The organism is Streptomyces sp. NPDC086787 (genome assembly GCF_044745865.1).
In the GTDB taxonomy this organism is placed as follows: Bacteria; Actinomycetota; Actinomycetes; order Streptomycetales; family Streptomycetaceae; genus Streptomyces.
In genome coordinates, this window is record NZ_JBIVBC010000002.1 from 542,153 (window position 1) to 565,288 (window position 23,136).

21 protein-coding genes are annotated in these 23,136 nt (G+C 71.1%); 6 read left to right on the top strand and 15 right to left on the bottom strand.

Annotation, left to right across the window (positions count from 1 at the left end):
* The first annotated feature begins 87 nt into the window (after positions 1 to 87).
* Positions 88 to 1,557 carry a multicopper oxidase family protein gene (locus ACIPK3_RS08690; protein WP_402567482.1) on the top strand — a complete coding sequence of 490 codons (1,470 nt, stop codon included), beginning with the start codon at positions 88 to 90 and terminating at the stop codon, positions 1,555 to 1,557.
* On the opposite strand, the gene ACIPK3_RS08695 is transcribed toward ACIPK3_RS08690, so the two are convergent.
* From ACIPK3_RS08695 to ACIPK3_RS08740, 10 genes are all read right to left on the bottom strand, one after another.
* Complete coding sequence (locus ACIPK3_RS08695; protein ID WP_402567484.1) at positions 1,508 to 2,191, bottom strand: hypothetical protein; 684 nt, start codon at positions 2,189 to 2,191, stop codon at positions 1,508 to 1,510. The genes ACIPK3_RS08690 and ACIPK3_RS08695 overlap by 50 nt on opposite strands.
* A 112-nt stretch (positions 2,192 to 2,303) precedes the next feature.
* Entirely contained in the window at positions 2,304 to 2,738 is a 435-nt protein-coding gene (locus ACIPK3_RS08700) for an ATP-binding protein (RefSeq protein WP_402567486.1), read from the bottom strand.
* Positions 2,739 to 2,869: 131 nt separating this feature from the next.
* Positions 2,870 to 3,262, bottom strand: a complete 393-nt coding sequence (locus ACIPK3_RS08705) for a RidA family protein (RefSeq protein WP_402567487.1) — start codon at positions 3,260 to 3,262, stop codon at positions 2,870 to 2,872.
* Positions 3,263 to 3,290: 28 nt separating this feature from the next.
* Positions 3,291 to 4,736 carry an aminobutyraldehyde dehydrogenase gene (locus tag ACIPK3_RS08710; RefSeq protein WP_402567489.1) on the bottom strand — a complete coding sequence of 482 codons (1,446 nt, stop codon included), beginning with the start codon at positions 4,734 to 4,736 and terminating at the stop codon, positions 3,291 to 3,293.
* Positions 4,733 to 6,397: a thiamine pyrophosphate-binding protein gene (locus ACIPK3_RS08715; protein ID WP_402567491.1), complete on the bottom strand. Its 1,665-nt coding sequence runs from the start codon at positions 6,395 to 6,397 to the stop codon at positions 4,733 to 4,735. The genes ACIPK3_RS08710 and ACIPK3_RS08715 overlap by 4 nt, the downstream gene beginning before the upstream one ends.
* Before the next feature lie 108 nt (positions 6,398 to 6,505).
* Positions 6,506 to 7,858: a M20/M25/M40 family metallo-hydrolase gene (locus tag ACIPK3_RS08720; protein ID WP_402567493.1), complete on the bottom strand. Its 1,353-nt coding sequence runs from the start codon at positions 7,856 to 7,858 to the stop codon at positions 6,506 to 6,508.
* 11 nt (positions 7,859 to 7,869) lie between these two features.
* On the bottom strand, positions 7,870 to 8,634 hold the full coding sequence (locus ACIPK3_RS08725) for an amino acid ABC transporter ATP-binding protein (RefSeq protein ID WP_402567495.1): 765 nt from the start codon (positions 8,632 to 8,634) through the stop codon (positions 7,870 to 7,872).
* Positions 8,631 to 9,566, bottom strand: coding sequence for an amino acid ABC transporter permease (locus ACIPK3_RS08730; protein WP_402567496.1), 936 nt, complete (start codon positions 9,564 to 9,566; stop codon positions 8,631 to 8,633). Before ACIPK3_RS08730 ends, ACIPK3_RS08725 begins: the two co-directional genes overlap by 4 nt.
* On the bottom strand, positions 9,563 to 10,540 hold the full coding sequence (locus tag ACIPK3_RS08735; RefSeq protein ID WP_402567497.1) for an ABC transporter substrate-binding protein: 978 nt from the start codon (positions 10,538 to 10,540) through the stop codon (positions 9,563 to 9,565). Before ACIPK3_RS08735 ends, ACIPK3_RS08730 begins: the two co-directional genes overlap by 4 nt.
* 107 nt (positions 10,541 to 10,647) lie before the next feature.
* Positions 10,648 to 11,640 (bottom strand): threonine/serine dehydratase, encoded by a 993-nt coding sequence (locus tag ACIPK3_RS08740; protein ID WP_402567499.1) that lies wholly within the window; start codon positions 11,638 to 11,640, stop codon positions 10,648 to 10,650.
* Between the two features lie 96 nt (positions 11,641 to 11,736).
* On the opposite strand from ACIPK3_RS08740, the gene ACIPK3_RS08745 reads away from it, so the two are divergent.
* Positions 11,737 to 12,630, top strand: a complete 894-nt coding sequence (locus ACIPK3_RS08745; RefSeq protein WP_402567501.1) for a LysR family transcriptional regulator — start codon at positions 11,737 to 11,739, stop codon at positions 12,628 to 12,630.
* Between the two features lie 22 nt (positions 12,631 to 12,652).
* Here the strand turns inward: ACIPK3_RS08745 and ACIPK3_RS08750 are convergent, their stop codons facing one another.
* Together ACIPK3_RS08750 and ACIPK3_RS08755 are read right to left on the bottom strand one after the other, a co-directional pair.
* Positions 12,653 to 14,017 (bottom strand): hypothetical protein, encoded by a 1,365-nt coding sequence (locus ACIPK3_RS08750; protein ID WP_402567503.1) that lies wholly within the window; start codon positions 14,015 to 14,017, stop codon positions 12,653 to 12,655.
* Between the two features lie 160 nt (positions 14,018 to 14,177).
* Positions 14,178 to 15,290, bottom strand: coding sequence for a DUF418 domain-containing protein (locus tag ACIPK3_RS08755; RefSeq protein ID WP_402567865.1), 1,113 nt, complete (start codon positions 15,288 to 15,290; stop codon positions 14,178 to 14,180).
* A gap of 421 nt (positions 15,291 to 15,711) precedes the next feature.
* Between ACIPK3_RS08755 and ACIPK3_RS08760 the strand changes: the two genes are divergently transcribed.
* Positions 15,712 to 16,377, top strand: a complete 666-nt coding sequence (locus tag ACIPK3_RS08760) for a response regulator (protein ID WP_402567504.1) — start codon at positions 15,712 to 15,714, stop codon at positions 16,375 to 16,377.
* A complete protein-coding gene (locus ACIPK3_RS08765; protein WP_402567506.1) occupies positions 16,374 to 17,486 on the top strand; it encodes a sensor histidine kinase in 1,113 nt (370 codons plus the stop codon). Before ACIPK3_RS08760 ends, ACIPK3_RS08765 begins: the two co-directional genes overlap by 4 nt.
* Before the next feature lie 33 nt (positions 17,487 to 17,519).
* On the opposite strand, the gene ACIPK3_RS08770 is transcribed toward ACIPK3_RS08765, so the two are convergent.
* Positions 17,520 to 18,113 carry a TetR/AcrR family transcriptional regulator gene (locus ACIPK3_RS08770; protein WP_402567508.1) on the bottom strand — a complete coding sequence of 198 codons (594 nt, stop codon included), beginning with the start codon at positions 18,111 to 18,113 and terminating at the stop codon, positions 17,520 to 17,522.
* Positions 18,114 to 18,236: 123 nt separating this feature from the next.
* Between ACIPK3_RS08770 and ACIPK3_RS08775 the strand changes: the two genes are divergently transcribed.
* The gene (locus tag ACIPK3_RS08775; protein WP_402567510.1) at positions 18,237 to 19,028 is read left to right on the top strand and encodes an SDR family NAD(P)-dependent oxidoreductase; all 792 of its coding nucleotides are present in this window, start codon (positions 18,237 to 18,239) and stop codon (positions 19,026 to 19,028) included.
* A gap of 17 nt (positions 19,029 to 19,045) precedes the next feature.
* Here ACIPK3_RS08775 and ACIPK3_RS08780 read toward each other — a convergent pair whose 3' ends face one another.
* A complete protein-coding gene (locus tag ACIPK3_RS08780) occupies positions 19,046 to 19,720 on the bottom strand; it encodes a molybdopterin-dependent oxidoreductase (protein WP_402567512.1) in 675 nt (224 codons plus the stop codon).
* A gap of 172 nt (positions 19,721 to 19,892) precedes the next feature.
* Here ACIPK3_RS08780 and ACIPK3_RS08785 point away from each other — a divergent pair, with 172 nt between their 5' ends.
* A complete protein-coding gene (locus ACIPK3_RS08785) occupies positions 19,893 to 20,504 on the top strand; it encodes a hypothetical protein (protein WP_402567513.1) in 612 nt (203 codons plus the stop codon).
* A gap of 34 nt (positions 20,505 to 20,538) precedes the next feature.
* Here the strand turns inward: ACIPK3_RS08785 and ACIPK3_RS08790 are convergent, their stop codons facing one another.
* Positions 20,539 to 23,061 carry a right-handed parallel beta-helix repeat-containing protein gene (locus ACIPK3_RS08790; RefSeq protein WP_402567515.1) on the bottom strand — a complete coding sequence of 841 codons (2,523 nt, stop codon included), beginning with the start codon at positions 23,059 to 23,061 and terminating at the stop codon, positions 20,539 to 20,541.
* Positions 23,062 to 23,136 lie beyond the last annotated feature (75 nt).

Below are 23,136 nucleotides of genomic sequence, written 5' to 3' on the forward strand. Positions count from 1 at the left end.
CCCCGGCTCGTCCGGCTCGGCCCGCGGGCAAGATGGCAGCCTACGGCCGCCCGTGCTTCCGCACCCGCAGTGCAAGGGGAGTTCACCTTGTCCGCACCCGCCCACCGGACCCGGGCCGTCGTCGGATCGGCGCTCGCCGTGCTCTCCCTGGCCGCCGGATGCACCACGCACACCGGGGCACGGGCCCACGGCCATCCGGAGGCGACCCCGGCCCGGCTGGTGAGCGCGTCCCCGTCGCCGGCCCTGACCGCACCGGCGACGGAGGAACTGCGCGACCCTCCACAGGTCGTCAGCCGGGACGGACTGCTCACGACCAGGATCGTCGTCGAACGCAGGAAGGTGCGCCTGGCTGGCCGCGACCTGTGGGCCCTGACGTACAACGGGATGTACATGCCACCCACACTGCGGCTGCGGCCGGGGGACCGGATGCGGGTCACCTTCGAGAACCGGCTCGACAAGCAGACCAACCTGCATGTGCACGGCATGCACGTGTCGCCCGTCGGCAACTCGGACAACATCTTCCTGCGCATCGAGCCGGGGCGGACGTTCACCTACGAGTACGCCTTCCCGAAGAGCCTGGAGCCGGGCACCTACTGGTACCACCCGCACCCGCACGCGCTCTCCGCCGCCCAGACGGCCGGCGGCATGGCCGGGCTCATCGTGGTCGACGGCCTCGACGACCATCTGCCCGCACCGCTGCGCGGCATCAAGGAGCACGTCGTCGCGCTCAAGGACTTCCAGCTCGTCGGCGACCAGATCAAGACCGCGCACCTGAAGATCGGCGACCCCACCACCCGGACCGTCAACGGGCAGCTCAACCCGGTGATCCGGATCGGGCCCGGCGAGACCCAGCTGTGGCGCATCGCGAACATCGGGGCCAACATCTTCTACAAAGTGGCGCTGCCCGGCACCAGGTTCCACGTCGTCGCCCAGGACGGCTACCCGGTGAACCGGGTGTACTCGGCCGACTCCCTGATCATCCCCGCCGGCGCGCGCTACGACGTGCTCGTGCAGGGCCCGGCGGCCGGCTCCGCGCAGTTGCTGACCCTGCCGTACAACACCGGCAAGGCCGGGAACCAGTTTCCCAGGGCAACCCTGGCCACCGTCCGCTCCGAAGGCACGTCAACGCGGGCCGCCGACCTGCCCACGGCCTTCGCCCCGGTCGACGACCTCGGCGAGGAGACCGTCGCGGCCCGCAAGACGGTCGTCTTCACCGAGAACAAGGCGGGCACGCTCTTCTACATCAACCACAAACAGTTCGACCACAACCGCGTCGACTTCCGGTCCAGGCTCAACACCGTCGAGGAGTGGACCGTCAGGAACGACAGCGACGAGGTCCACTCGTTCCACGTCCACACCAACGACTTCCAGGTGATGAGCATCAACGGCGAGCCGCAGACCAACTACGGCCTGCGGGACACTGTCGACGTCCCGCCGCGCGGGAACATGGTCATCCGCATGCGGTTCCTCGACTATCCGGGCAAGACGGTCGTGCACTGCCACATCCTCAACCACGAGGACCTGGGGATGATGGCGGTGCTTCAGATCGACAGGTGAAGAGCTGGAGCACACCGGCGACGGAGAAGCACACCGCGCCCGTGAGCGTCCCCCAGTTGGCGACGTGCGCGTTGACGAGGCTTCCGGTCGCGGGGCGGGTGAACGCGGCCAGGGCGGAGACCAGGAACAGCACCGACCCGAACTGGTTGACCGCGGTGATCCACCAGCCGAGCCCGCGGGCACCGGGTGTGTCCTGGCGCAGGACGGTGAACGCCAGATGTCCCGAAAGCAGGAAGAGCAGACAGCCCACCAGGTCCGGCGCCCAGACCAGCCGGTTGGCCTCCTTCACCGTGAGTCCGTGCATGAACGAGTCCAGCAGGTTGACGCCGAAGACCACGGTTCCGGCGAGCAGGGTGAAGGCGCTCAGCCAGTCCTTCCGCATCGGCTCGTAGCTCCACCACCTCCACTCGTGTCCGGGAGCGTTGAACGTCTCCAACAGGGACGCGTATCCGCCCGTGTTGAAGAACAGGCCCCCGGTGAAGTAGATCGAGGCGCTCTGTGTCGCACTCGCGACCAGCTCGCTGAAACCGGCCCCGACGGCGAACAGGGCGCCGCCGACGGTGAACGCGAGGGCGGCGACGGGGTTGAGTCTGCGGGACCTTCCGTCCTCCGCAGCGTCACGGGATCGGCTCACCCGGCGACTCTAACGCCTCCGGGGTCACACTCCGTGATTGTCGTGATGCGCTACGAGTGGGACGCCTCCCCGGGAGACCCGACCCCCGGGGTCCCGCGGACCTCGTGACCGGTCAGCAGAGATGGGCCCACACACTGTGTCCGGCCGTGTCCAGACGGCTGCCCCAGCACTCGGAGACCATCTCCGTCAGCAGCAGCCCACGCCCGCCCTCGCCACAGTCCTTGTCGTCCCGGGGCCAACCGGCGCGGACCGCGGCGACGTCGAAGCCGGAGCCCGCGTCCCGCACCTCGATCCTGACGCCGTCCCGGCCTCCGGGGCCGCGGATCCGGCTGAGAGTCAGCGAGACCGGCGCGGCCCCGTGGCGGAGACTGTTGGTGACGAGTTCGACACCCACCAGAACGACGTCGTCGACGAGCGCTGGAAGCCGCCATTCAACGAGTTGTTCAGTGATCCGAACGCGCGCGGCTCGTGCCGCCCTGGCCGTGCTGGGTAGCGCCCAGGTTCGACCAGTCAGGTGCAAAGGCTTCCACGAAACCGTCGTACTCATGGGATTCCCCTGGTGCTTCGCGGGACTTCGCAGAGGTCCGGAAGTCCCTGTCCCTTCATGCTGGGAAGTGCGAGGAGCGGGGGAAAGAGAGTTCCGCTACGGCAGAGCGTCAGTTTGTCTTACGGCTTGTTCTACGGCCGGGCCCGGTCCACGACCGCGAGGGCGTCGATCTCGACCCGGGCCCCCGGAGCGAGTCCGGCCGTGACGGTGGTGCGTGGGGGGAACGGCTCGCCGAGCACCTCGCGGTAGGCGGCATCCATCTCGTCGAAGTCCGCGTCGTCCGCGAGGTGGACGCGCACCATCAGCACGTCGTCCCAGCCCGCGCCGCCCGCTGCCAGTACGGCACCGACCTGTTCCAGGACCCGCCGTGTCTGCGGGCCTGCCGTGGCGTCGCGGATCGCCCCGGTCACGGGGTCGGCGGCCAGCTGGCCGCATACCTGGAGGAAGGGACCGATACGGCGGCCCTGGCTGTAGGAGCCGACGGGAGCCGGCGCGTGAGCGGTGGACACGGTGGTGAACGTCAAGGTCGCTCCAGGAATGTTCGGAGGTGGGTCAGGCACGGTCGGTCAGGGAACTCATGACGTGCTTGACGCGGGTGTAGTCGGCGAGGCCGTACGCGGACAGGTCCTTGCCGTGTCCGGAATGCTTGAAGCCGCCGTGTGGCATCTCCGCGGTGAGAACACCGTGGGTGTTCACCCACACCGCGCCGAATTCCAGTTCGGCCGTGGTGCGCAGCACCCGGGAGTGGTCGGAGGTCCAGACGGAAGCCGCGAGGCCGTACGGCTGATCGTTTGCCAGCCGGACCCCCTCGGCCTCCGTGGTGAACTCCTGCACGGTCAGAACGGGCGCGAAGATCTCCTCCTGGACGATCTCGTCCTCCTGGCGCAGCCCCGACACCACGGTCGGCGCGAGGTGATAGCCGCAGTCGCCTACCCGGTGCCCACCGGTGTGGACGAAGGCGCGGTCGGGAAGCCGTGCCAGCAGTCCCAGCACGCGGCCGAGCTGGGCGGCGCTGTTGAGCGGACCGACATCGGGCTCCGCCCCCGGGGCGGCGCCCGGTCCGCCGGTCAGCGCGGCCGCCGTCCCGGTGAGTGCCTTCACCAGGGCCTCGCGGACTCCTGCCTGGACGAGGACCCGCGTGGCGGCGGTGCAGTCCTGTCCCGCGTTGTAGAAGCCCGCGGCGGCGATGCCCTCGGCGGCGGCCTGAACGTCAGCGTCCTCGAACACCAGGGCCGGGGCGTTGCCGCCCAGCTCCAGATGCGTCAGCTTCAGGTCGTCGGCGGCGGCGCGGGCGACCTCGACACCGGCCCGGGTCGACCCGGTGAGGGACACCAGGGCGGGGATGGGATGCCCGATCAGCAGCCGACCCGTTTCCCGGTCTCCCAGGACCACGTTGACGACCCCCGGCGGCAGGAACCGGTTTGCCAGCTCCGCGAGCATGACCGTCGTGGTGGGTGTGGTCTCTGCGGGCTTGACCACCGTGGTGTTGCCGGCCGCCACCGCGGGCGCGATCTTCCACACCGCCATCATCAGCGGGTAGTTCCACGGCGTGATCTGCGCGCACACCCCCACCGGCTCCCGGCGGACGAGTGAGGAGTGCCCCGGCGCGTACTCACCACTGGCGGCTCCTTCCGGCAGGCGGGCCGCCCCGGCGAAGAAGCGCAACTGGTCGGCACACTGGGGGATCTCGTCCTGAAGCATCTGGTGCCGGGACTTGCCGGTCTCCCGGCACTCGGCCTCGGCGAACTCCTCCGCCCCGTCCTCCAGTGCGTCGGCCAGGCACAACAACGCGGTCTGCCGCTCGGCCGGAGTGGTGCGCCGGAAGCCGCGGAACGCGGCCTCTGCGGTGCGCAGCGCATGGTCGACCTCGTCCGGCCCGGAGACCGCGGCGTGGCCGAACGCGACGCCGGTGCGGGGGTCGGTGAGCGCCAGCACGGAGCCGGTCGGCTCGCATCGGCGCCCCCCGACGAAGTTGGTGAGCGGGCGGGGGGAGTTCACGAGCGCTCCAGGTGGGTCGGGGCGAACATGCGCAGCAGGCAGGGCAGTACGACGACGTGCGGTCCGCCGGACGCCAGCGCGGCGGCGAGGTCGTCGGCAAGCGTCTCCGTGCTGCTCACCGTGGCCGGGACGTTGAAGGAGGCCGCCAGTGCCGCGAAGTCCGGGCGGGCCAGTTCGGTGGCCGTGGCCCGCCCGAAAGCCTCGTTCATGTACGCGCGGAGGATGCCGTATCCGCCGTCGTCGACGATCAGCCAGGTCACCGGCAGGTCGTGCTGGCGCAGTGTGGCCAGCTCGGCGATGGAGTACATGGCGCCGCCGTCACCGCTGACAGCGAGAGCGGGCCGGCCGGTGGTGGCCGCGCCGAGGGCCGCGGGCAGGCCGTAGCCGAGGCCACCGGCTCCCTGGGCGGAGTGGAACGGCGCGCTGCGGGGGTCGAACGCGGACCAGGCCCAGTAGCCGAGGATGGTCATGTCCCAGAAGCTCGGCACGGACTCCGGCAGGGCGCTGCGGACCGCGCGCAGCACTCGCTGCTCCAGGCCGAGGTCCTGGCGATCCAGGCGGTCGCGTATCAGGTCGAGCACGCGGGCGACTGCCGTGTGCGCCGTGCCGTCGGCCGGTCTCGCCGCCACCGCGCGGGCCATCGCCTCAAGGGCCGCCCGCGCGTCGGCGTGGATGCCGAGGGCGGGGTGGTTGGATTCCAGTTTGCCCAGGTCGGCCTCGATCTGGACGATCCGGCCGCGTGGTCTGAAGCTGTGGTAGTTGCTGGACAGTTCCCCCAGTCCGGAGCCGACCACGAGCAGTACGTCGGCGTCCTCCAGGAACGAGGTCATGTGTCGGTCCTCCAGCCAGGACTGGAGGGAGAGCGGATGCTGCCAGGGGAAGGCGCCCTTCCCGCCGAAGGTGCAGACGACGGGCGCCTGAACACGCTCGGCGAGTTGGAGCAGCGCCGCCTGCCCGCCGGAGCGCACCACGCCGCCGCCCGCGAGGATGACGGGGCGGTCCGCCGCGTCCAGCAGCCGTACCGCCTCGGCGACGAGCTCGGCACGCGGTGACAGCGTCCCGGGGTACCCGGTCAGGTCCCGAACCGGCGGTACACCGGCCGGTCCGAGCAGCACGTCCTGGGGAATCTCCACCCAGACCGGGCCGCTCGGCGCGGACGCCGCCTCGCGCCATGCCTCGGCGAGGGCGGAGGGTATCTGGGAAGCGGACCGCACCAGCCGCGCCCGTTTGACGACCCCGCGGACGACCGCCGTCTGGTCGGTCAGCTCGTGGAGAAAGCCGTGCCGGGCCCCACCGAGGCCCGCGGACGGGATCTGGCTGCTGATCACCAGGACCGGCGCCGAGGCGGCGGCGGCCTCCTGGAGCCCGGCGAGGGCGGTCAGCGCGCCGGGCCCGGTGGAGAGCAGCAGCGGGGTGACCTGGCCGGTGACCCGGGCGTGTCCGTCGGCGGCGAAGGCGGCGTTGTTCTCGACCCGGCTGGACACGAAGCGGAGCCGTCCGCGGCTCAGCGCGTCGAACAGACCGAGCGCGTGCTGGCCGGGGATCCCGAAGACGGTATGGGCGCCGAGTGCCTCCAGCGACTCGACCACGACATCGCCGCCGTTGCGTGCCGTGGTGTGCGGGGGCGGAGGTTCGGCGCCGGGGGAGAGCAGGGTGGTCATGGCGGGCGGCCTTCTTTCGGTCGAGCTTCGGTCGAGACTCCGGACGGGCTCCGGACGGGCTCCGGAGGGGTGCCGGAGGGGTGCCGGACGGAATCCGGCGAGTGACGTTCAGTGGTCGAGGAGGAAGCGGTGCAGGGTTCGAGCGCCGAAGCGGAGGCTGTCGAGCGGTATGCGTTCGTCGGTGCCGTGGAACATGCGGGCGAAGTCGAACCCGGCGGGCAGCCGCAGGGGGACGAATCCGAATCCCGCGATGCCCAGGGGCGCGAAGGAGGCGTTGTCGGTCGAGGCGGAGGAACAGTAGGGGACCACGGCCCCCGAGGGGTCCTCGGCCCACAGGGCGCGTCGCATGGCGTCGATCAGCGCACTGTTCGGATCGGCCTCGGCGGAGGGTGTCCGGTCGACGACCTCGATCTCGATGCCGGGTCCCACGAGCGCGGCGACGGTGCGCAGGAACTCCGCGTCATGGCCCGGTACGAACCTGCCGTCCACCAGCGCCTCCGCCTCGGCCGGGATCACGTTGACGGTGTCTCCGGCGCGTACCACGGTCGGGTTGGCGACGTGCCTCAGGGACGAGGTGACCAGTCCCGTGACCGGGGCCAACGGTGTGCCCTCGAGCGGGTCCACGCGGATGTCGACTCCGGTGAGTCGGCGCAGTTCGCCCGCCGTGCGCGCGGTTGTCGCCGTGAGCGCGAGCGGCCAGTCGTACTCCCCGAGGCGGGCCAGGGCGGCGCCCAGTCGCACAACGGGGTTGTCCTGTGCGGTCATCGACGCGTGGCCGGACGTGCCGTGCGCTCGCAGGCGCAGCCAGGCCACGCCCTTGCGTGCGGTCTCGACCAGATAGGCGCGCCGGGGACCGGACGGACCCGGCCACTGCACGGAGAACCCGCCGATCTCGCTGACGGCCTGGTCGCAGTCGGCCAGCAGCTCGCGATGACGCTCGGCCAGCCAGCGTGAGCCGAGGACGCCACCCGCCTCCTCGTCGGCGAGAAACGCCAGGACGACGTCACGCGCCGGGAGTTCGCCGCTGCGGGCCAGGCGTCTGACGGCGGCCAGCATCATCGCGATCATGTTCTTCATGTCCACCGCACCGCGGCCCCACAGACAACCGTCACGGATCTCCCCGGCGAAGGGATCCACCGTCCACGCGCGCCGGTCGGCCGGCACCACGTCGAGGTGGCCGTGCAGGAGCAGCGCCGGACGGGACGTGTCCCGCCCGGGGATCCGCGCCACGACGCTCGCACGACGCGGCGCCGACTCGAACAGCGTGCTGTCGACGCCTACTTCGTCCAGACGGGCGGCGACGTACTCGGCTGCCCCGCGCTCCCCGGGGCCGGAGCCGTCGAAGTGGTTGCTCGTGTCGATGCGGATCAGGTCCCGGCACAGCTCCACCACCTCGTCGAGTCCGCAGTCGAGTCCGCATTCGGGTGCGCGGGCCGTCGGCGCGCGGTCCGGTGTCGTCACTGGCGCCTCCCCTACAGGACCTGGGCGAGGAAGGCGCGGGTGCGTTCATGCGTGGGCTGGTTGAGCACCGCTCGGGGAGGGCCGTGCTCGACGATCAGACCGCCGTCGAGGAACGCCACCTGGTCCGCCACTTCACGGGCGAAGCCCATCTCATGGGTCACCACGACCATGGTCATGCCGGACTGCGCCAGACCCCGCATCACTTGGAGCACTTCCCCCACCAGCTCCGGATCGAGGGCGGAGGTCGGCTCGTCGAAGAGCATCAGTTCCGGCCTCATCGCCAGACCGCGGGCGATCGCCACCCGCTGCTGCTGGCCGCCCGACAACTGCGCCGGGTAGTGCCGTTCCCGGCCGGCGAGTCCCACCCGGGCCAGCAGTTCCCCGGCCTCCTGCTCCGCCTCGCTCCGTGACCGGCCCAGGACCCGTTGCGGGGCCTCGGTGATGTTCTGCAGCACCGTCAGGTGGGGGAACAGGTTGAAGCGCTGGAAGACCATGCCGATCCGGCTGCGCTGACCGGCGATCTGCTTCTCGGACAGCTCCTGAAGACGGCCGCCCTCGCGGCGGTAACCGATCAGCTCGCCCGCGACGTACAACCTGCCCGAGTCGATGCGCTCAAGGTGGTTGATGCAGCGCAGGAAGGTGCTCTTGCCCGAGCCGCTGGGGCCGATCAGACAGGCCACCTCGCCCTTGCGGACGGTGAGGCCGACTCCCTTCAGGACCTCGGTGTGACCGAACGTCTTGCGCACGTCGACGGCGCTGACCATGGGGGTGTTCATACCGTCCTCCTGACGATGGACGCCTTGCGCTGTCGCGACCGTCCCGCGCGGGCGGAGCGGGGCACGGTGCCACGGCCGTATCGCCTCTCCAACTGCCTTTGGACGAGGGTGAAGACGGCGGTGAGCGCGAGATACCAGGCCGAGGCCACCACCAGCAGCGGAATGACCTTGTAGTTCTGGGAGTAGACCTGCTGCAGATTGGTCATCAGGTCGTTCCCGGCGATCACCGACACCAGGGAGGAGGTCTTGAGCATCGTGATGACCTCGTTGCCCATCGGCGGCACGATCACCCGCATCGCCTGCGGGAGCACGATGCGGCGCATGGTGACGGCGGGCCGCAGACCCAGCGCGGACGCCGCCTCCCGCTGACCCGGGTCCACCGACTCGATGCCGCCGCGGACGATCTCGGCCGCGTAGGCGATCTCGTTGAGCCCCAGGGCGAGGATGGCGGCCGTCGTCGCCGAGACGAGACTGCTCGTGGGAGCCGAGTACAGCTCGATTCCCGTGAACGGTATCCCCAGGGTGACCTCCGGGAAGAAGGCCCCGATGAACCCCCAGAAGATGATCTGGACGAGTACGGGCGTTCCCCGGAAGACCGCCGTGTAGGCGATGGCGACGGCACGCAGGACGTAGTTGTCGGAAAGGGCCATCACCGCCACCAGGGTGCCGCCGACCACGCCGATCACCATGCTCACGATGGTGAGGTAGAACGTCACCCACACGCCCTGGAGCGTGAGTTGGGCGAAGAGGTACGCCCCGACCGTTCCCCAGTCCAGGTTGGGGTTGGTCACGAAGCTCCAGGCCAGGCCCAGAGCACCGGCCGACACCAGGACGGCCGCCACGGTACGGCCGGGTCTGCGCAGCCGGCGCACGGGCAGACCCTCGTCCGTGTTCATGAGGTCCACGGTCGCGGTGGACGGGACGGAGGTCATTCGGTCGCCTCTCCCGCCCGGTTGACGTACGGTTCGTCAATGGCGATCTGCTCGACGTCGTAGTGGGCGAGGATCTTGTCGTAGGCGCCGCTGCTCATCAGGTCCGACAGCGCGCTCAGCACGGCCTGGCGCAGCTTCGGCTGGTTCTTCGGCAGCCCGATCCCGAGGGCCGCCGGGTCGTAGCCCTCGGGTGCCTTCGGGTCCTGGACGGTCTCGACGGTGGCGTCGCGCTGGGCGGAGTACCGCAGCGCGGGCAGATCCCCCGCGATGGTCTCGGCCTTGCCGGTCTTCAGCGCCAGCAACGCGTCGGAGAACTGCGGGAACGTCTTGACCGAGATGCCCTCCTTCCCCTGCTTGACGCACTGTGAGCTCTGCTTCTTCAGCAGCGCGATCTGCTGGGCGCCGGTCTGCGCGGCGGCCTGGTGCCCGCACAGGTCGGCCGGCGTCCTCAGCTTCTCCGGGTTTCCCTTGCCCACGAGGAGAGCCGACCCGCTGCGCCCGTAGTTGACGAAGTCGACGGTCTTCTCACGCGCCTCGGTGTCGAAGAGACCGGCCATGAGTACGTCGTACTTCTTCGCCTGCAAGCCCGGGAGCAGCCCGTCGAAGGGCTGTTGCGTGAACTCGAACGGCACGCCGAGGCGCTTTCCCAGCGCCTTGCCCAGATCGATCTCCAGGCCGTACAGGTTCTTGTTCCCGGAACCCGCGAACATCTCGAACGGCGGGAAGGGCGCGTTGGTGGCGACCTTGATGCTGCCCGCCTTCTTGTAGGCGTCCGGCACCATGGCGTACAGCTTGGCGCTGCGCTCGACCGACACCTCGGCCGCGGTCGTCCCGGCGGAGGAGGGCGACGCGGATCCGGAGTCGTCCGGATTGGCACACGCGGAGGCGAGGACGACACAGGCGCCCACGGTGAGGACGGCGCGCAGCGGCGAGACCGGGTGCGGTCGGACTGCTCGGTCAATGGGTGATCTCATGGCGTCTCCCTTGAGAGCCGGAAGGGGGCGGTGGGCGTGCGAGGAGGGGGCGTGCGTGCGAGGAGGGTCTTGTGCGAGGCAGGGGAGAAGGCGGCGGCAGGGTGAGGTCAGCCGAGTGCCGCGGTGAGAGTCGGCCCGGTGATGTTGCGGCCTGACACCACCGCCACGGCCAGCCCCCGGGTCCGCACCTTGCCGGCCAGTAGAGCCGCGGCCGCGGCGGCGCCTGCGCCTTCGGCGACGAAGCCCCGTTCCAGCGCCAGGTGACGGACCGCCCCGCGGATCTCGGCTTCGCTCACGGTCACCAGGTCGTCGACGTACCTGCCGATGAGGCCAGGGGTCACCGCGCCGGCCTCGATGTTGCCGGCCATGCCGTCGGCGATGCTCTCCCCGACCTCGACGGTCACCTGCCGGCCGGCGCTGATGGCGGCGCTGACCGCGGTCGAGACCTCCGTCTCCACGCCCACGACACGTACACCCGGCCGGGCCGAGGCCCACAGGCCCAGGCCCGCGGCGAGACCTCCACCACCGATGGCGCACACCACCGTCAGACCGTTTCCGCGGCCCCCGAGCTGGTTGTCGAGTTCGAATCCCATGGTTCCCTGGCCGGCGATCACATGGGGATCGTTGTAGGAGGAGAGGTAGTGGGCGCCGTCACCGGCCAGCTCCAGGGCATGCGCCTCGGCCTCGTCGTACGAGGTGCCCGCCTGGACCAGGTCCACGCCGAAACGCCGCAGCTTGGCCACCTTGGCGGGTGAGGCGTTCTCGGCCACCACGACGGTGGCCGGGCGGCCCAGGACGCGAGCCGCGAAAGCCACCCCGAGACCGTGGTTGCCCGCGGACGCGGTGACGACCCGGGTCCTGCCGTCGAGCGCGGACAACGCGCTGAGCGCGCCGCGGACCTTGAAGGAACCGGTGGGCTGAAGGGACTCCAGCTTGAGGGCGAAGTCGGACGCGGACCGTCCGCCCGCACCGAACTCGAGCGGAGTCGGCCGCAGGTGATCGCTGACCGCGCGCCAGGCGCGCTCCACATCGTGGGGTACGGGGGTGCGTACCTGGCGCGGCGCCGCCGAGCGGAGCGGATCGTTGGCCGAAGGAAGCATGCGAACTCCGGGTGTCGTGGTGATGTCGAGCAAGGTTCCACCGCCACGAGACCCATGAGGAGATGCGGCTCCTTCGCCTGAGCGTAGGGTTTGCTTATGCTCGATCCTCGAAGACTCGGCCTGCTGCGGGACGTCGCCCGGACCGGCTCGATCGCCGGAGCCGCGCAGCGGGCCGGATGCACGGCCTCGGCCGCGTCCCAGCAGCTGTCGGCGTTGGAGAAGGAACTCGGTGTCGCCCTGCTGGAACGGTCCCCGCGCAGCGTTCGCCTCACCGAGGCGGGCCGGGTGCTGGTCGACCACACGCACCGCGTCATGGCGGAACTGGACTCTGCCGCGAAGGCCGTGCACGCCGTGTCGGGACTGCGCAGCGGCCAGGTCCGTGTCGCCGCGTTCAGCACCGCGGGGACAAGCCTGGTCGTTCCCGCGCTCCTCGCGTTCCGGCGTCGGCACCCCGAGGTGTGTGTCTCCTTCACCGAGGCCGAACCGGAGGACGCCATCCCCGCCGTGGCGGCAGGCGACCTCGATCTGGCGGTCACCCACCAGTACGACCATCTGCCTGAACCCGACCTGCGGGGTCTGCGCCAGACTCTCCTGCACCGCGACCGGCTGCAGCTCGCCGTGCCCCCGCATCTGCACCGCACCGGACAGACCACCGCGCGGCTGCGGGACTACGCCGACGCCACCTGGCTGTCCACCCTGCCCACCCAGGGATTCCAGGCGGTCACCGAACTCCTCTGTCGATCACAGCACTTCGAACCCGACATCGCCTTCCGGTCGGACAGTTACGACCTTCTCCTGGCCCTGGTGGCGGCCGACTTCGGAGTGGCACTCGTCCCTGGACTGGCGGCCGTGCCCCGCGCCGGTGTCACCTTCCTGGAAGTGGTCGAACCCGAGGCGGTCCGGGAGATCCATGTCACCACCCGCGCTGCCGACCCCTCGCCCGCCACACAGGGCCTGGCCGGTCTGCTCCTGCGACGCAGGACGAGTTGACCGCGACGTTCGCCGACAGCGACTAGTTGGTGCAGTTCGTCACGGCGGCCGGGCTGAGGAGGCAGTTTGTGGGGGTGTTGCCGGTGAAGGTGGTGGCGCCGTCCACGGAGGTGATCGGCACGGTGGTGGAGACGCCTCCGGGGGCGGGGGCGTTCGGGGCGGTGTTGTTGTTCACGGTGGAGCTGGTGAAGGAGATGGCGCCGCCGTTGTTGTAGACGCCCGCGGCGGTGGAGCCGGTGCCGGTCACCTTGTTGCCGTCGAGATGGGAGCCGGCCACCGACACGGTCACGCCGGTGGTGGTGCCGTCGGCGTAGAGGCCACCGCCCCGGGAGTAGCGGCCGGAGGCGAGGTTGGCGGTCACCGAGGAATTGTTCCGGAGGGTGAGCGTTCCGCTCGGTGCCGAGATGCCCGCGCCGCGGCCGTTGTCACCGATGAGCCGGTTGCCCCGGATCTCGGTGCTGTCGATCGTCGTGTCCCCTGTGGTCCGCACGCCGCCGCCACCGCTCAGGGCGCCGCTGGCATCGGTGACGGTGTTGCCGTTGATGAAGGAACCCGTGATGGTCGCGGTGGCGGAGGTGCCGACATCGACCCCGCCGACGCGGGCCCCGGTGTTGTCGAGGATGCGGGTGTTCTGCACGTCGGCGGTTCCGGACCCGACGAACAGGCCGCCCGCCAGCACGGAGGCGCTGTTGTCCTTGATGGTGCTGTCCTGGACGGTGAGCGTGTCGGTGAAGGAGATCACTCCACCGGCGATCTGGCCCCGGTTCCCCCGCACGACGGTCCGGGTCAAAGTGAGGTCGCTGCCCGCCTGGATCCCGCCGCCCTGGTCCGCGGAGTTGTCCGCCACCGTGCAGTCGGTGAGCGTGATGCTGCTGACGGACTCCGAAAAGATCGCGCCGCCCGCACCGGTGATCCGGGCGATGTTGCCCTCGAACCTGGTGCGCTCCGCCGTCAGGGTCCCGTGGTTGCGGATGGCGATACCGCCTCCGTTGCCCGTCAGCGCACCGCCCATGACGGTGACGTCCTGGAGGTCCAGGGCGCCGTCGATACCGACTTCGAAGATGCGGAAGTCGCTTTCCGTCGGGGGGCGCTGGATGGTGGCGCCGCGGCCCAGGACGGTGATCGACTTGCCGACGATCGCCGGAAGCCCGTCGCCGGGGGACGCCTCGGTCGTGAGGGTGTAGACGCAGAAGGGAGTGAGTCGCACGGTGTCACCGTCGAGGGCCGATCCGATCGCCCCCTGCAGGGCGGCTCCCGTGTCGCCGGTGCAGTCCACGTCGATGGTCGTCGCCGCGTGGGCCGGAAGCACCGGCATCAGTGCCAGTGCCGCACCCATGGCGGCCGAGCCCATGACACGGCTCGCGCGAGGCAGCTTCCTTTGGGCCATCGTCGTCCTCACTCTCCCGACACTCCCGCCCAGGTGGGCTCTGTGGGGTGAAGAGTGACATACGAGGCGTAATTATGATCATGCGGTCGCGCGTGACGCGCCAGGCGACGACGGCTTTCATCCGGGCAGGGGATTCCCTGGTGACAGCATCGGCCGCAGGTCAGCCGATGTGCCGTGCGGGCAGCGTGGCGAGGTGCAGCGCCTGCTCCAGCGGGCCGCGCCGGAACAGCCGGGTCCACACTGCCGCCAGCACCATGGCCGCGGCGATGAACGCGAACAGGACGGGCAGCGCGGCCATGCCGTCGGCCTCGACGGCGGGCACGTACCAGACCTCGGTGAACAGCCAGATCGCGACGATGTGCAGGACGTACACCGTCAGCGCCATCATCCCGACCCGCGCGACGGGTGACGTGAGACGCCGGGGCAGCCGGCCGGCGGCCGTCAGGCATCCGGCGATCACCGCCAGGGCCACCCCGGTGTTGCCGAGGACGGAGAAGGTGGTCTGGCTGTGCGGCGCGGCCACCAGCAGCCAGGCGAGCGGAGTGCCGTCCTCGGGGTCGCCCACGCTGTCCGACCACCAGGCAGCGGACGCCGGATCGTGCGTGGCCGCCGCGACGGCGGCCAGGGCATGCGGGACCAGGCGCAGGGCCAGCCACGAGCCGCCGTAGCCGAGGACGGCGAGCCCGGCGCCGCTCAGGGCCAGCCGGAGCCGGATGCCGGGACGGGAGAGATCGAGTCTGGCGATCGCCATGCCCGCCACCAGGAACGGCACCCAGGTGAGGACCGGATACGCGCCGGTGAACAGCAGCTCGATGACGCCGTCGGTGCCGGTGAGACGCGCCAGTGGGTCCGCGGCGACGACGGTGTCCGCCCAGTTCCCGTCCTCGATGGACAGCCGGATCACATACAGCAGCTGGGGCAGCACCAGCGCCCCCGCGGCGGCGATCAGCGCCAGTGTCCCGGCCCGGAGCCGGTGCAGGGGGAGCACCGCCAGGAAGAGCAGCGCGTAGAAGCTGAGTATCACGTCCACGTCCGTGTCCAGGGCGGTCAGGGCGTAACCGGCCACGAACAGTACGGCGGAACGGATCACCACACGGCCCACGGCCTGCCTGCCGGACCGACCGGTACGGGGGTGAGGGCGGCCGGTGATGATGACCAGCGAGAACCCCGCGAGCACGGCGAACAGCGTCGACGAACGGCCCCGCGCCATCTCCAGCAGAAGCCCCACCGGCCCGCCCACGGACACGTCGGGGCCGACATGAGCGGCGTACATCCCGAACACCGCGAGCCCCCTGGCCAGGTCTATACCGATCAGCCGTCCCACAGAGGGACCACCGACGGGGGCGGCGCGCGGACGGTCCCGCTCCGCCTGCGCCGGACCGCGGGAGACCACCGGCGGGCGGCGCGTCGCCTCCGCACGGCTGGGTGAGTCCGCCACAGGGGTGTGCGGTACCTCCGCGGGGGCGTACAAAACCTCCGGCTCTGTCTGCTGCGTCATCCCTCAAGACTGTGCCCCCGGGCCCGATGCCGCTCACCGGGCACGCTTCCGAAGGCGCCCCGCCGACCGGCCGGAGCCACCCCCGCCGGGCGGCCGGGGCGGCGCCGCCAATCGGCGGGAATCGGCGCCGGCCCACCCGGACGGGGTCCGTACGGGGTACGGATCGAACGGCGAGTATGCGACGAGCGGAGCGCGCGTGATCCGGGTCCTGGTGGTCGACGACGAAGCCCTGGTCCGAGGGGGCTTCACGCACATCCTCAACGCGGCCGACGACATCGAGGTCGTCGCGGCCGTGCCCGGCGGCCAGGCCGTCAGGACGGTGCGCGAGGCACACCCGGACGTGGTCCTGCTGGACATCAGGATGCCCGACGTCGACGGGCTCACCGTCCTCGCCGCACTCCGCCGGATGCCGGAGCCGCCCGTGGTGGCGATGCTCACCACGTTCGACGCCGACGAGTACGTGACCACCGCCCTGCGCTCGGGCGCCGCCGGTTTCCTGCTCAAGGACACCGACCCCGAGCAGCTGCCCCACCTCGTGCGCGCCCTTGCCAAGGGCGGCACGGTGCTGTCGTCCAAGGTCACCCGCACGGTGGTGGACGGCTACCTCGACAAGGACACCCGTGAACCCGCCGTCCACCTCACGGCCCGGCTGACCGAACGCGAGCGCGCCGTCCTCGTCCTCATGGCCGACGGCCTCGCCAACACCGACATCGGCGAACGGCTGCACCTGAGCACCGGCACCGTGAAGGGGCACGTCAGCGCCGTGCTCAACAAGCTGAACGTCAGCAGCCGCGTCCAGGCGGCACTGATCGCCGAACGCGCGGGCCTGCTGACCCCGCAACAGGACGAGGACACCCCATGAGCCGCCAGGGAGTACCGGCCCCCCTGATCGACGCCGCCCTCGTGCTGGTCGCGCTGGCCGACGCCTGGGCCCGGGTCGGTACGCAGTCGCGAGCGGCCCTCGGCTGGGCGGTGCTCGCCGCGCTGGCCCTCGCCCTGCGCCGCCGCTTCCCCATGATCACCTTCCTGCTCACCCTGCCCACCGCCCTGTTCACCGACGCGGTGCTCGCCACCATGGCCGCGCTCTACACGCTCTCCTCGCTCAGCCGCCACCGCGTCCTGCTGGGCTGCTGCGCCCTCGGCTACGCGTTCATCGACTTCATGCCCTGGCCCTGGTCCTCCCTGGAGGCCGCCGAACTCGACCAGACCGCCAACCTCCTGCACCTCAGCTACTCCCTGGCCACCGCGGTGGCCCCCGTCTTCCTGGGCCAGCTCGTGCAGGCCCGGCGCGACCTCTCGCTGCGGCTCACCGAGATCTCCGACGCACGTGAGCAGGAACGGCAGATGGCCGCCCAGAGCATCCTGGCGCAGGAGCGCGCACAGCTGGCCCGCGAGATGCACGACGTGGTTTCGCACCAGGTCAGCCTCATCGCCGTACAGGCCGGAGCGCTCCAGGTGGGCAGCACCGATCCCGAGACCAAGAAGACGGCGGCCACCATCCGCCAGCTCAGCGTGCAGACCCTCGACGAGCTGCGGCACATGGTCAGCGTGCTGCGTGCCTCCGGCAGCCGTCCCACGGAGCTCACCCCGCAGCCCTCGCTTGCCGACCTGCGGCGACTGGTCGACAGCAGCGGCATCGAGACCGAACTGAAGATCGACCTGCCCGAGGACCTGCCTCCCACCGTCCAGCGCGCCGTCTACCGGACGGTGCAGGAGGCCCTCACCAACGTCCGCAAACATGCGCCGGGGGCCACCGCGGCCGTTCGGATCCACCAGGCGGACGGCGCCGTGCACACCACGGTCACCAACGACGCCCCCACCCTCCCGGTACTGCCCCTGCCCAGCGCCCGGCACGGCCTGGCCGGTCTGAGCCAGCGCGCCCAGCTCCTCGGCGGCACGGTCACCTCCGGCCCCACGGCCGAGGGCGGCTACGAGCTCCGGGTGAGCCTGCCCGTCGCCCAGAACCGCTGACCGGACCGCCGGCCAGACGGCTGACCGGCGGCGCTACGCGGGCACGCCCCGGCCGGGGGAGGAGGCCGCGGCTCCCGGCGCCAGCAGCAGCAGGGCGTCGACCAGGTCGTCCGCCGTGCTGCCGGTCGCCAGGCGCCTCAGCTGAAGGCCCATCACCAAGGCCACGGTCGTGGCCGCGAGACGCTCCGCGTCCGGCACGCCCAGCGCGGTGAGGATCTGCGCGGCGAGCCGGTCGTACGCCGAGAACGCCTCCGACGCCGCCGCACGCAGCCGCTCGTCGCGTCCGGCGTGCAGATACAGCTCGAACGGCGCGAGGTGCGCGCTGTCGAGCGCCGAACCGCAGGCCACCTGCCCGGCCAGGGACGCCGCGTCCTCGATGGCGAGGCCGTCGGTCTGGCACTGGTCGGCCAGTTCGGTGAAGTGCCGGGCCTCCTCGCGCACGAAGTAGAGCAGACTCTCGCGCAGCAGGTCGTGCTGAGTGGCGAAGTGGTACGTCACGGAGCCGAGCGAGACACCAGCCTCCTTGGCGATCCTCCTGTTGGTGAGCGCCGCGACCCCGCCCTCACCGATGATGTCCAGGACGGCTTGGATGATGCGCTGACGTGTGGTGAGGGCGGCCTTGGGCATGGCGCTCATTGTTCCACCAGCCCCGCGGCGGTTCCCGTCCGGGCCGCCGCCCCTCGCACCGGTGGACAGGATCACCCGCCCCTCTCTATTGTTCGTTCGAACGAACGAGACCGGAGGACAGTCGTGCACATAGCTGGGGCAACCGTTCTGCTGACCGGAGTCACGGGCGGCATCGGCGGGGCGATAGCCGCCGAACTGTCGGCCAGAGGGGCGGACCTCATCCTCACCGGCCGCCGCCGCGAGGCACTGGAGCCGCTCGCCGAGCGCTTCGGAGCGAGGACGATCCTGGCCGATCTCGCCGACCCGGACGACGTGCTGCGCCTGGCCGCCGAGGCCGCGGGCACCCAGATCCTCATCGCCAACGCGGCCCTCCCCTCCAGCGGCGACGTGCTGGACTACACCCCGGACCAGATCGACCGGGCGCTCGCCGTGAACCTGCGCGCACCGGCGCTGCTGGCGCGGCTGCTCGCGGAGGACATGGTGGCGGCGGGGCGCGGTCACATCTGCTTCGTCGGGTCGCTGTCGGGCCTCGCGGCCACCAGGTCGTCCTCGATGTACACCGCGACGAAGTTCGGGCTGCGCGGGTTCTCGCTGTCCTTCCGGCAGGACCTGCACGGCAGCGGCGTCGGGGTGTCGATCGTGCAGCCCGGATTCGTGCGCGAGCTCGGGATGTTCGCGAACACCGGCTCGGGGACGCCGGGCGGTGTGCGCACGGTCGCGCCGGACCGGGTGGTCAAGGGGGTCGTGCGGGCCGTCGAGCGCGACATCGCCGAGATCAACGTCGCCCCGCTGGAACTGCGGTTCCTCACCAAGGTCGCGTCGCACTTCCCCGGGTTCTCGGAGCGGGTGCAGCGGCGGGTGGGAGCCGAACGGACCATGGCCGCGATCGTGGAGTCCCAGCGGTCGAGCCGCTGACCAGCACGAGCGGACCGTTATGAGCCGATCACTGCGAGCCGCTCACTACGAGGGCGGCGGCGTCCGGGTGCGTCGCCCGTCCCGTCGACCTCCTCCTGACAGGAGTAGCGCTGCCCCTGCCAGGGGTCTCCGGTGTTGTGGTAACCGCCCTCCTCCCAGAAGCCGCGCCGGTCCGCCGTCAGATACTCGATGCCGCGCAGCCATTTGGGGCCCTTGCAGCCGAACGGGTGCGGCACCACCAGGCGCAGCGGAAAGCCGTGTTCGGCGGTGAGCGGCTCACCGTTGTGGTGCGTGGCCATCAGGGTCTGTGGTGCCGTCAGGTCGCTGAGCCGCAGGTTGGTCGAGTAGCCGTACTCCGCCCACGCCATCACGTGTGCGGCCTCCGGCGCCGGCGGGACCAGGTCGAGGAGGGTGGCGGCGGGGATCCCGTACCACTCGTGCTCGGTCGAGGTGAGACCGGTCGCGCAGTGCAGATCGGCGACGACCGTGGTGCGTGGGAGCGACGCCAACTGGTCGAAAGTCCACTCGTGCCGGTCGCCGGAGGCGGTGGCACCGAAGACACGCAGGTTCCAGCGCTCGGCGCGGAAACGGGGAACGGGGCCGTAGTGCGAGACGGGCCAGCCGTGCACCGGACGCTGGCCGGGCGGAACGCGACCGGAAGCGCCGGGGCTGGCGGAACGCTCACTGGCCACGGTCTGGCACCCTTCCTCATCGCCCACTTGCTCTTCGTCTTGTCGGCTCTTCTCATCGCTCACTTCTCTGAGCAGCCCAAGACCTCCTGACGCCATGGTGTCGGACCGGGCTCCTCCACGGTCAAGTCCGTATGTTCGGTACAGCACGCGCCTCCAGGAGCAGGAGCTCACCATGCCCCACCCGTCCCGTCTGCTCGCGTCAGCCCTCGCCGGTACGGCAGCCGCACTCCTGGTCGCCGGCTGTGGTGGCGAAAGCGGCACCCCGCATCCGAAGTCGGCCTCGCCGAGGCCCGCGCCCGGCGGCCGCCCGGAGATCACCTTCCCCTCCTACGCGAAGAACGTCTTCGAGGACACCAGGACCGCAGACCCGGCGGTGGAAGCGGTCCTCGCGGACAGCGCCCGGAGCATCGACGCAGTGGACGAGGCGATCTTCAAGGGGAGCACGAGCACCAAGGCGCTCGCGTTCTACAACACCGGCGAGGCGCTGACCTCGTCGACCGAGTACGTACGGGCCTACGTCGACGACGACGACACGTGGATCGGGGAGACGCGGTACTTCGACCGCAAGGCCGCCCTCTCCGGAGCGGACAAGGCGCATGTGACCTACTGCTCGGACGAGAGCAGGTCGTTCATCAAGAACAAGAAGACGAACCAGATCGACAAGGTGCCGACGACCGCCGACTCCTATGTGCTGTACAACGCCACACTCGCGAAGAACCCCAAGGGCGTCTGGCAGACCACCGATGTCGAGTCGGCCAGGGGGCACAAGGCGTGCCTGCCGTAGGGACCAGGCATGAGCGACGGCACGAACCCGCCGGTCACCGCTCCGTGAGCAGCGGCAGGTCGTGCGACTCCAGGCCGATCAGCTGATCCGCCGTGGGATCCGGGAGTTCCGCGACCCGTTGGGCCTGACGCTCCGTCATCTCCTGGAAGACCTGACGGGCCGAGCGCCCGTTGCCGAAGCCCTCGCCCCGTGGCATGCCCTCGAAGAGAGCCAGCAGGTCACCGCGGGCCGGAGGCGTGAGCTCGTAACGGTGCCGCTCCGCCTGGTACTCGACGATCGAGACCAGATCCGCGGGCGCGTAGTCCTCGAAGAGGAGCGTGCGGCCGAAGCGGGAGGCCAGGCCGGGGTTGGAGCCGATGAAACGGTGCATGTCGCCGGGGTAACCGGCGACGATGACCACCACGTCGTCGCGATGGTCCTCCATCAGCTTCACCAGGGTGGCGACCGCCTCGGTGCCGAAGTCGTTGCCGGCCCCGGCCGGGGCGAGCGAGTACGCCTCGTCGATGAACAGCACACCGCCGAGCGCCCGGTTGAAGGCGGCGGTGGTCTTCGGACCGGTGTGACCGACGTACTCGCCGACCAGCGCCGTACGGTCGACCTCGATCAGATGACCGCGCCGCAGCAGCCCCAGGGCCTTGAGAAGACGGCCGTAGAGCCGCGCCACGGTCGTCTTCCCGGTGCCGGGGTTGCCCGCGAACACCAGGTGACGGCTGAGCGGCGGCGCGGGCAGTCCGGCCTCCTCCCGGCGGCGCACCGTCTGCATGAGCTTGACCAGGGAGCCGACGTCCTGCTTGACCCGGTCCAGGCCGACCAGTTCGTGCAGTTCGCCGAGCAGGTCCTCCAGATGCTCCTCCTCCGGCTCGTCCGCGTCGCCGTCGGGCCGGGACCCGGTGGCCGCGGGTCCCGTGGGGGCACCCTTCGCGGCTGCCGTGGCCGGGGCGGGACTGCCGAACAGGAGCGGGGCGTCGTCGGCCGTGCAGTCCTCGAGGACCGGCCTCGCCCCCTCGTCCGTGCCCAGCGCCTCCGCGCAGTCACGGACACGGCAGTGCCGGAACACCGGATCGGCCCCTGCGGCGACGTGCAGCGCGGGAAACCCGGAGCGCCGGACGTCCACCGACGTGAACGTGCCACCCGCGCCCTCCGCCAGGAACACACCGTTCTTGCCCGGCCGTTCGACGCGCAGCCCGGTCACCTCGGGCCGGGCGCCGGTCCACACCACGGCACCGGAACCGGCGCAGTCCTCCACCCAGCCTCCGGTCACCGTCGCCTCGGCGCCCTCGTCCACCACCAGTCCGGCCGCCCCGGCGCCGCTGATCCGCACCCCGGTCAGCTCGGCGGCGGCACCCTTGCCGACCTGGACCCCGATCTCCTTCGTCCCCGTCACCGCGCTGCCCGTGACCCGGCTGCCCACCGGCGAGCCGATGCCGATACCGGCGGCGCAGTCGGAGACCCGGCAGCCGGTCAGCGTGGCCGCGGCCCGCTCCAGCACGCTCACCCCGGTCATGGCGATGCCGGAGATCCCACAGTCGGTCAGTTCCATCCGGGCCCCGCCGATCGCGTGCACGCCGTGCTCGGAGCCGCCGCGCACCCGGCAGTCGGACAGCCGTCCCACCGCCGTGTCGGCCAGATGGACCGCGCTGAAGGCACTGCGGTCGATCCGGCAGTCCGCCAGCTCCGCCTCGGCCGTGCCGGTGACCAGCAGCCCGTTGGCACCCGCGTCCGCCACCGAACAGCCCGAGGCGCTCAGCCGGGCACTCTCCTGCACCACCAGCCCGCTGGCGGCCGCCCCGCGAATACGGCAGTCGGTCAGCTCGGCGCGCGCCGAACCGGTCAGATGCACCCCGGCCGCACCCGGCGACTCGATGCGCAGTTCCCCGGCGGTGGCCTCGGTGTCGTCCTCCAGCAGCAGCCCGGCCCGGCCACTGCCGGACAGCACGGAGTCGTTCAGCCTGAGCCGCGCCCTGCCGCGCAGCCGCACCCCGGACCCGGTGGTGCGCTCCAGCCGCAGCCGCACCGCGTCCAGGCTCGCGGTGCCGGACAGCACCACGCCGGTGCCGTCGACCCCGGTGACCGCGGTGTCCTCCACCCGCGCGCGCACCTCCCCGGCGAGGTGCAGCCCCGCCAGCCGGGCCCCCTCCAGACGGCACCGGCGCAGCACGACCGCCGTGCTGCCGTCCTCCGGGTCCTCCGGGCCCCGCACCTGCACCCGGCCGTTCTCGACCGTGCACTCCTCCAGGACCAGCCCCGCCCCCGGCGCGACGCCGACCGCCGGCCGGCCCGGGTCGGCGCCCCACACGGTGATGTTGTGCAGCGCGCAGTCCGGTCCGTCCACCGTCACCGCGGGCGCCTCCCCGTCCGGCGCCGCGATGACCACACTGCCGCGCCCGTGCTCGGCCGTGAGCACTACGGCCCGGTCCAGCACCAGGGACTCGGTCCAGGTGCCGGGTGCGATCACCACGAGATCCCCGGGCGAAGCCGCTCGTATCGCCTCGCCGATGGTGCGGTACGCGCCCCGGCCGCCCTGTCCCTTGGGCGCCACGGTGTGACGGGTGGTCATGTCCGTTCCTCGGTGGTCTCGGTGAGCGGTGAACGCCGCTGCCGGTCAGGTGAAGCGACTGGATCGATTTCTCGA

Coding starts and splice junctions, on each gene's coding strand:
- ACIPK3_RS08700 (WP_402567486.1), bottom strand. CDS start 2,738: ATGAGTACGACGGTTTCGTGGAAGCCTTTGCACCTGACTGGTCGAACC.
- ACIPK3_RS08715 (WP_402567491.1), bottom strand. CDS start 6,397: ATGACCACCCTGCTCTCCCCCGGCGCCGAACCTCCGCCCCCGCACACC.
- ACIPK3_RS08725 (WP_402567495.1), bottom strand. CDS start 8,634: ATGAACACCCCCATGGTCAGCGCCGTCGACGTGCGCAAGACGTTCGGT.
- ACIPK3_RS08730 (WP_402567496.1), bottom strand. CDS start 9,566: ATGACCTCCGTCCCGTCCACCGCGACCGTGGACCTCATGAACACGGAC.
- ACIPK3_RS08735 (WP_402567497.1), bottom strand. CDS start 10,540: ATGAGATCACCCATTGACCGAGCAGTCCGACCGCACCCGGTCTCGCCG.
- ACIPK3_RS08740 (WP_402567499.1), bottom strand. CDS start 11,640: ATGCTTCCTTCGGCCAACGATCCGCTCCGCTCGGCGGCGCCGCGCCAG.
- ACIPK3_RS08745 (WP_402567501.1), top strand. CDS start 11,737: ATGCTCGATCCTCGAAGACTCGGCCTGCTGCGGGACGTCGCCCGGACC.
- ACIPK3_RS08750 (WP_402567503.1), bottom strand. CDS start 14,017: ATGGCCCAAAGGAAGCTGCCTCGCGCGAGCCGTGTCATGGGCTCGGCC.
- ACIPK3_RS08755 (WP_402567865.1), bottom strand. CDS start 15,290: ATGTACGCCGCTCATGTCGGCCCCGACGTGTCCGTGGGCGGGCCGGTG.
- ACIPK3_RS08765 (WP_402567506.1), top strand. CDS start 16,374: ATGAGCCGCCAGGGAGTACCGGCCCCCCTGATCGACGCCGCCCTCGTG.
- ACIPK3_RS08770 (WP_402567508.1), bottom strand. CDS start 18,113: ATGCCCAAGGCCGCCCTCACCACACGTCAGCGCATCATCCAAGCCGTC.
- ACIPK3_RS08785 (WP_402567513.1), top strand. CDS start 19,893: ATGCCCCACCCGTCCCGTCTGCTCGCGTCAGCCCTCGCCGGTACGGCA.
- ACIPK3_RS08790 (WP_402567515.1), bottom strand. CDS start 23,061: ATGACCACCCGTCACACCGTGGCGCCCAAGGGACAGGGCGGCCGGGGC.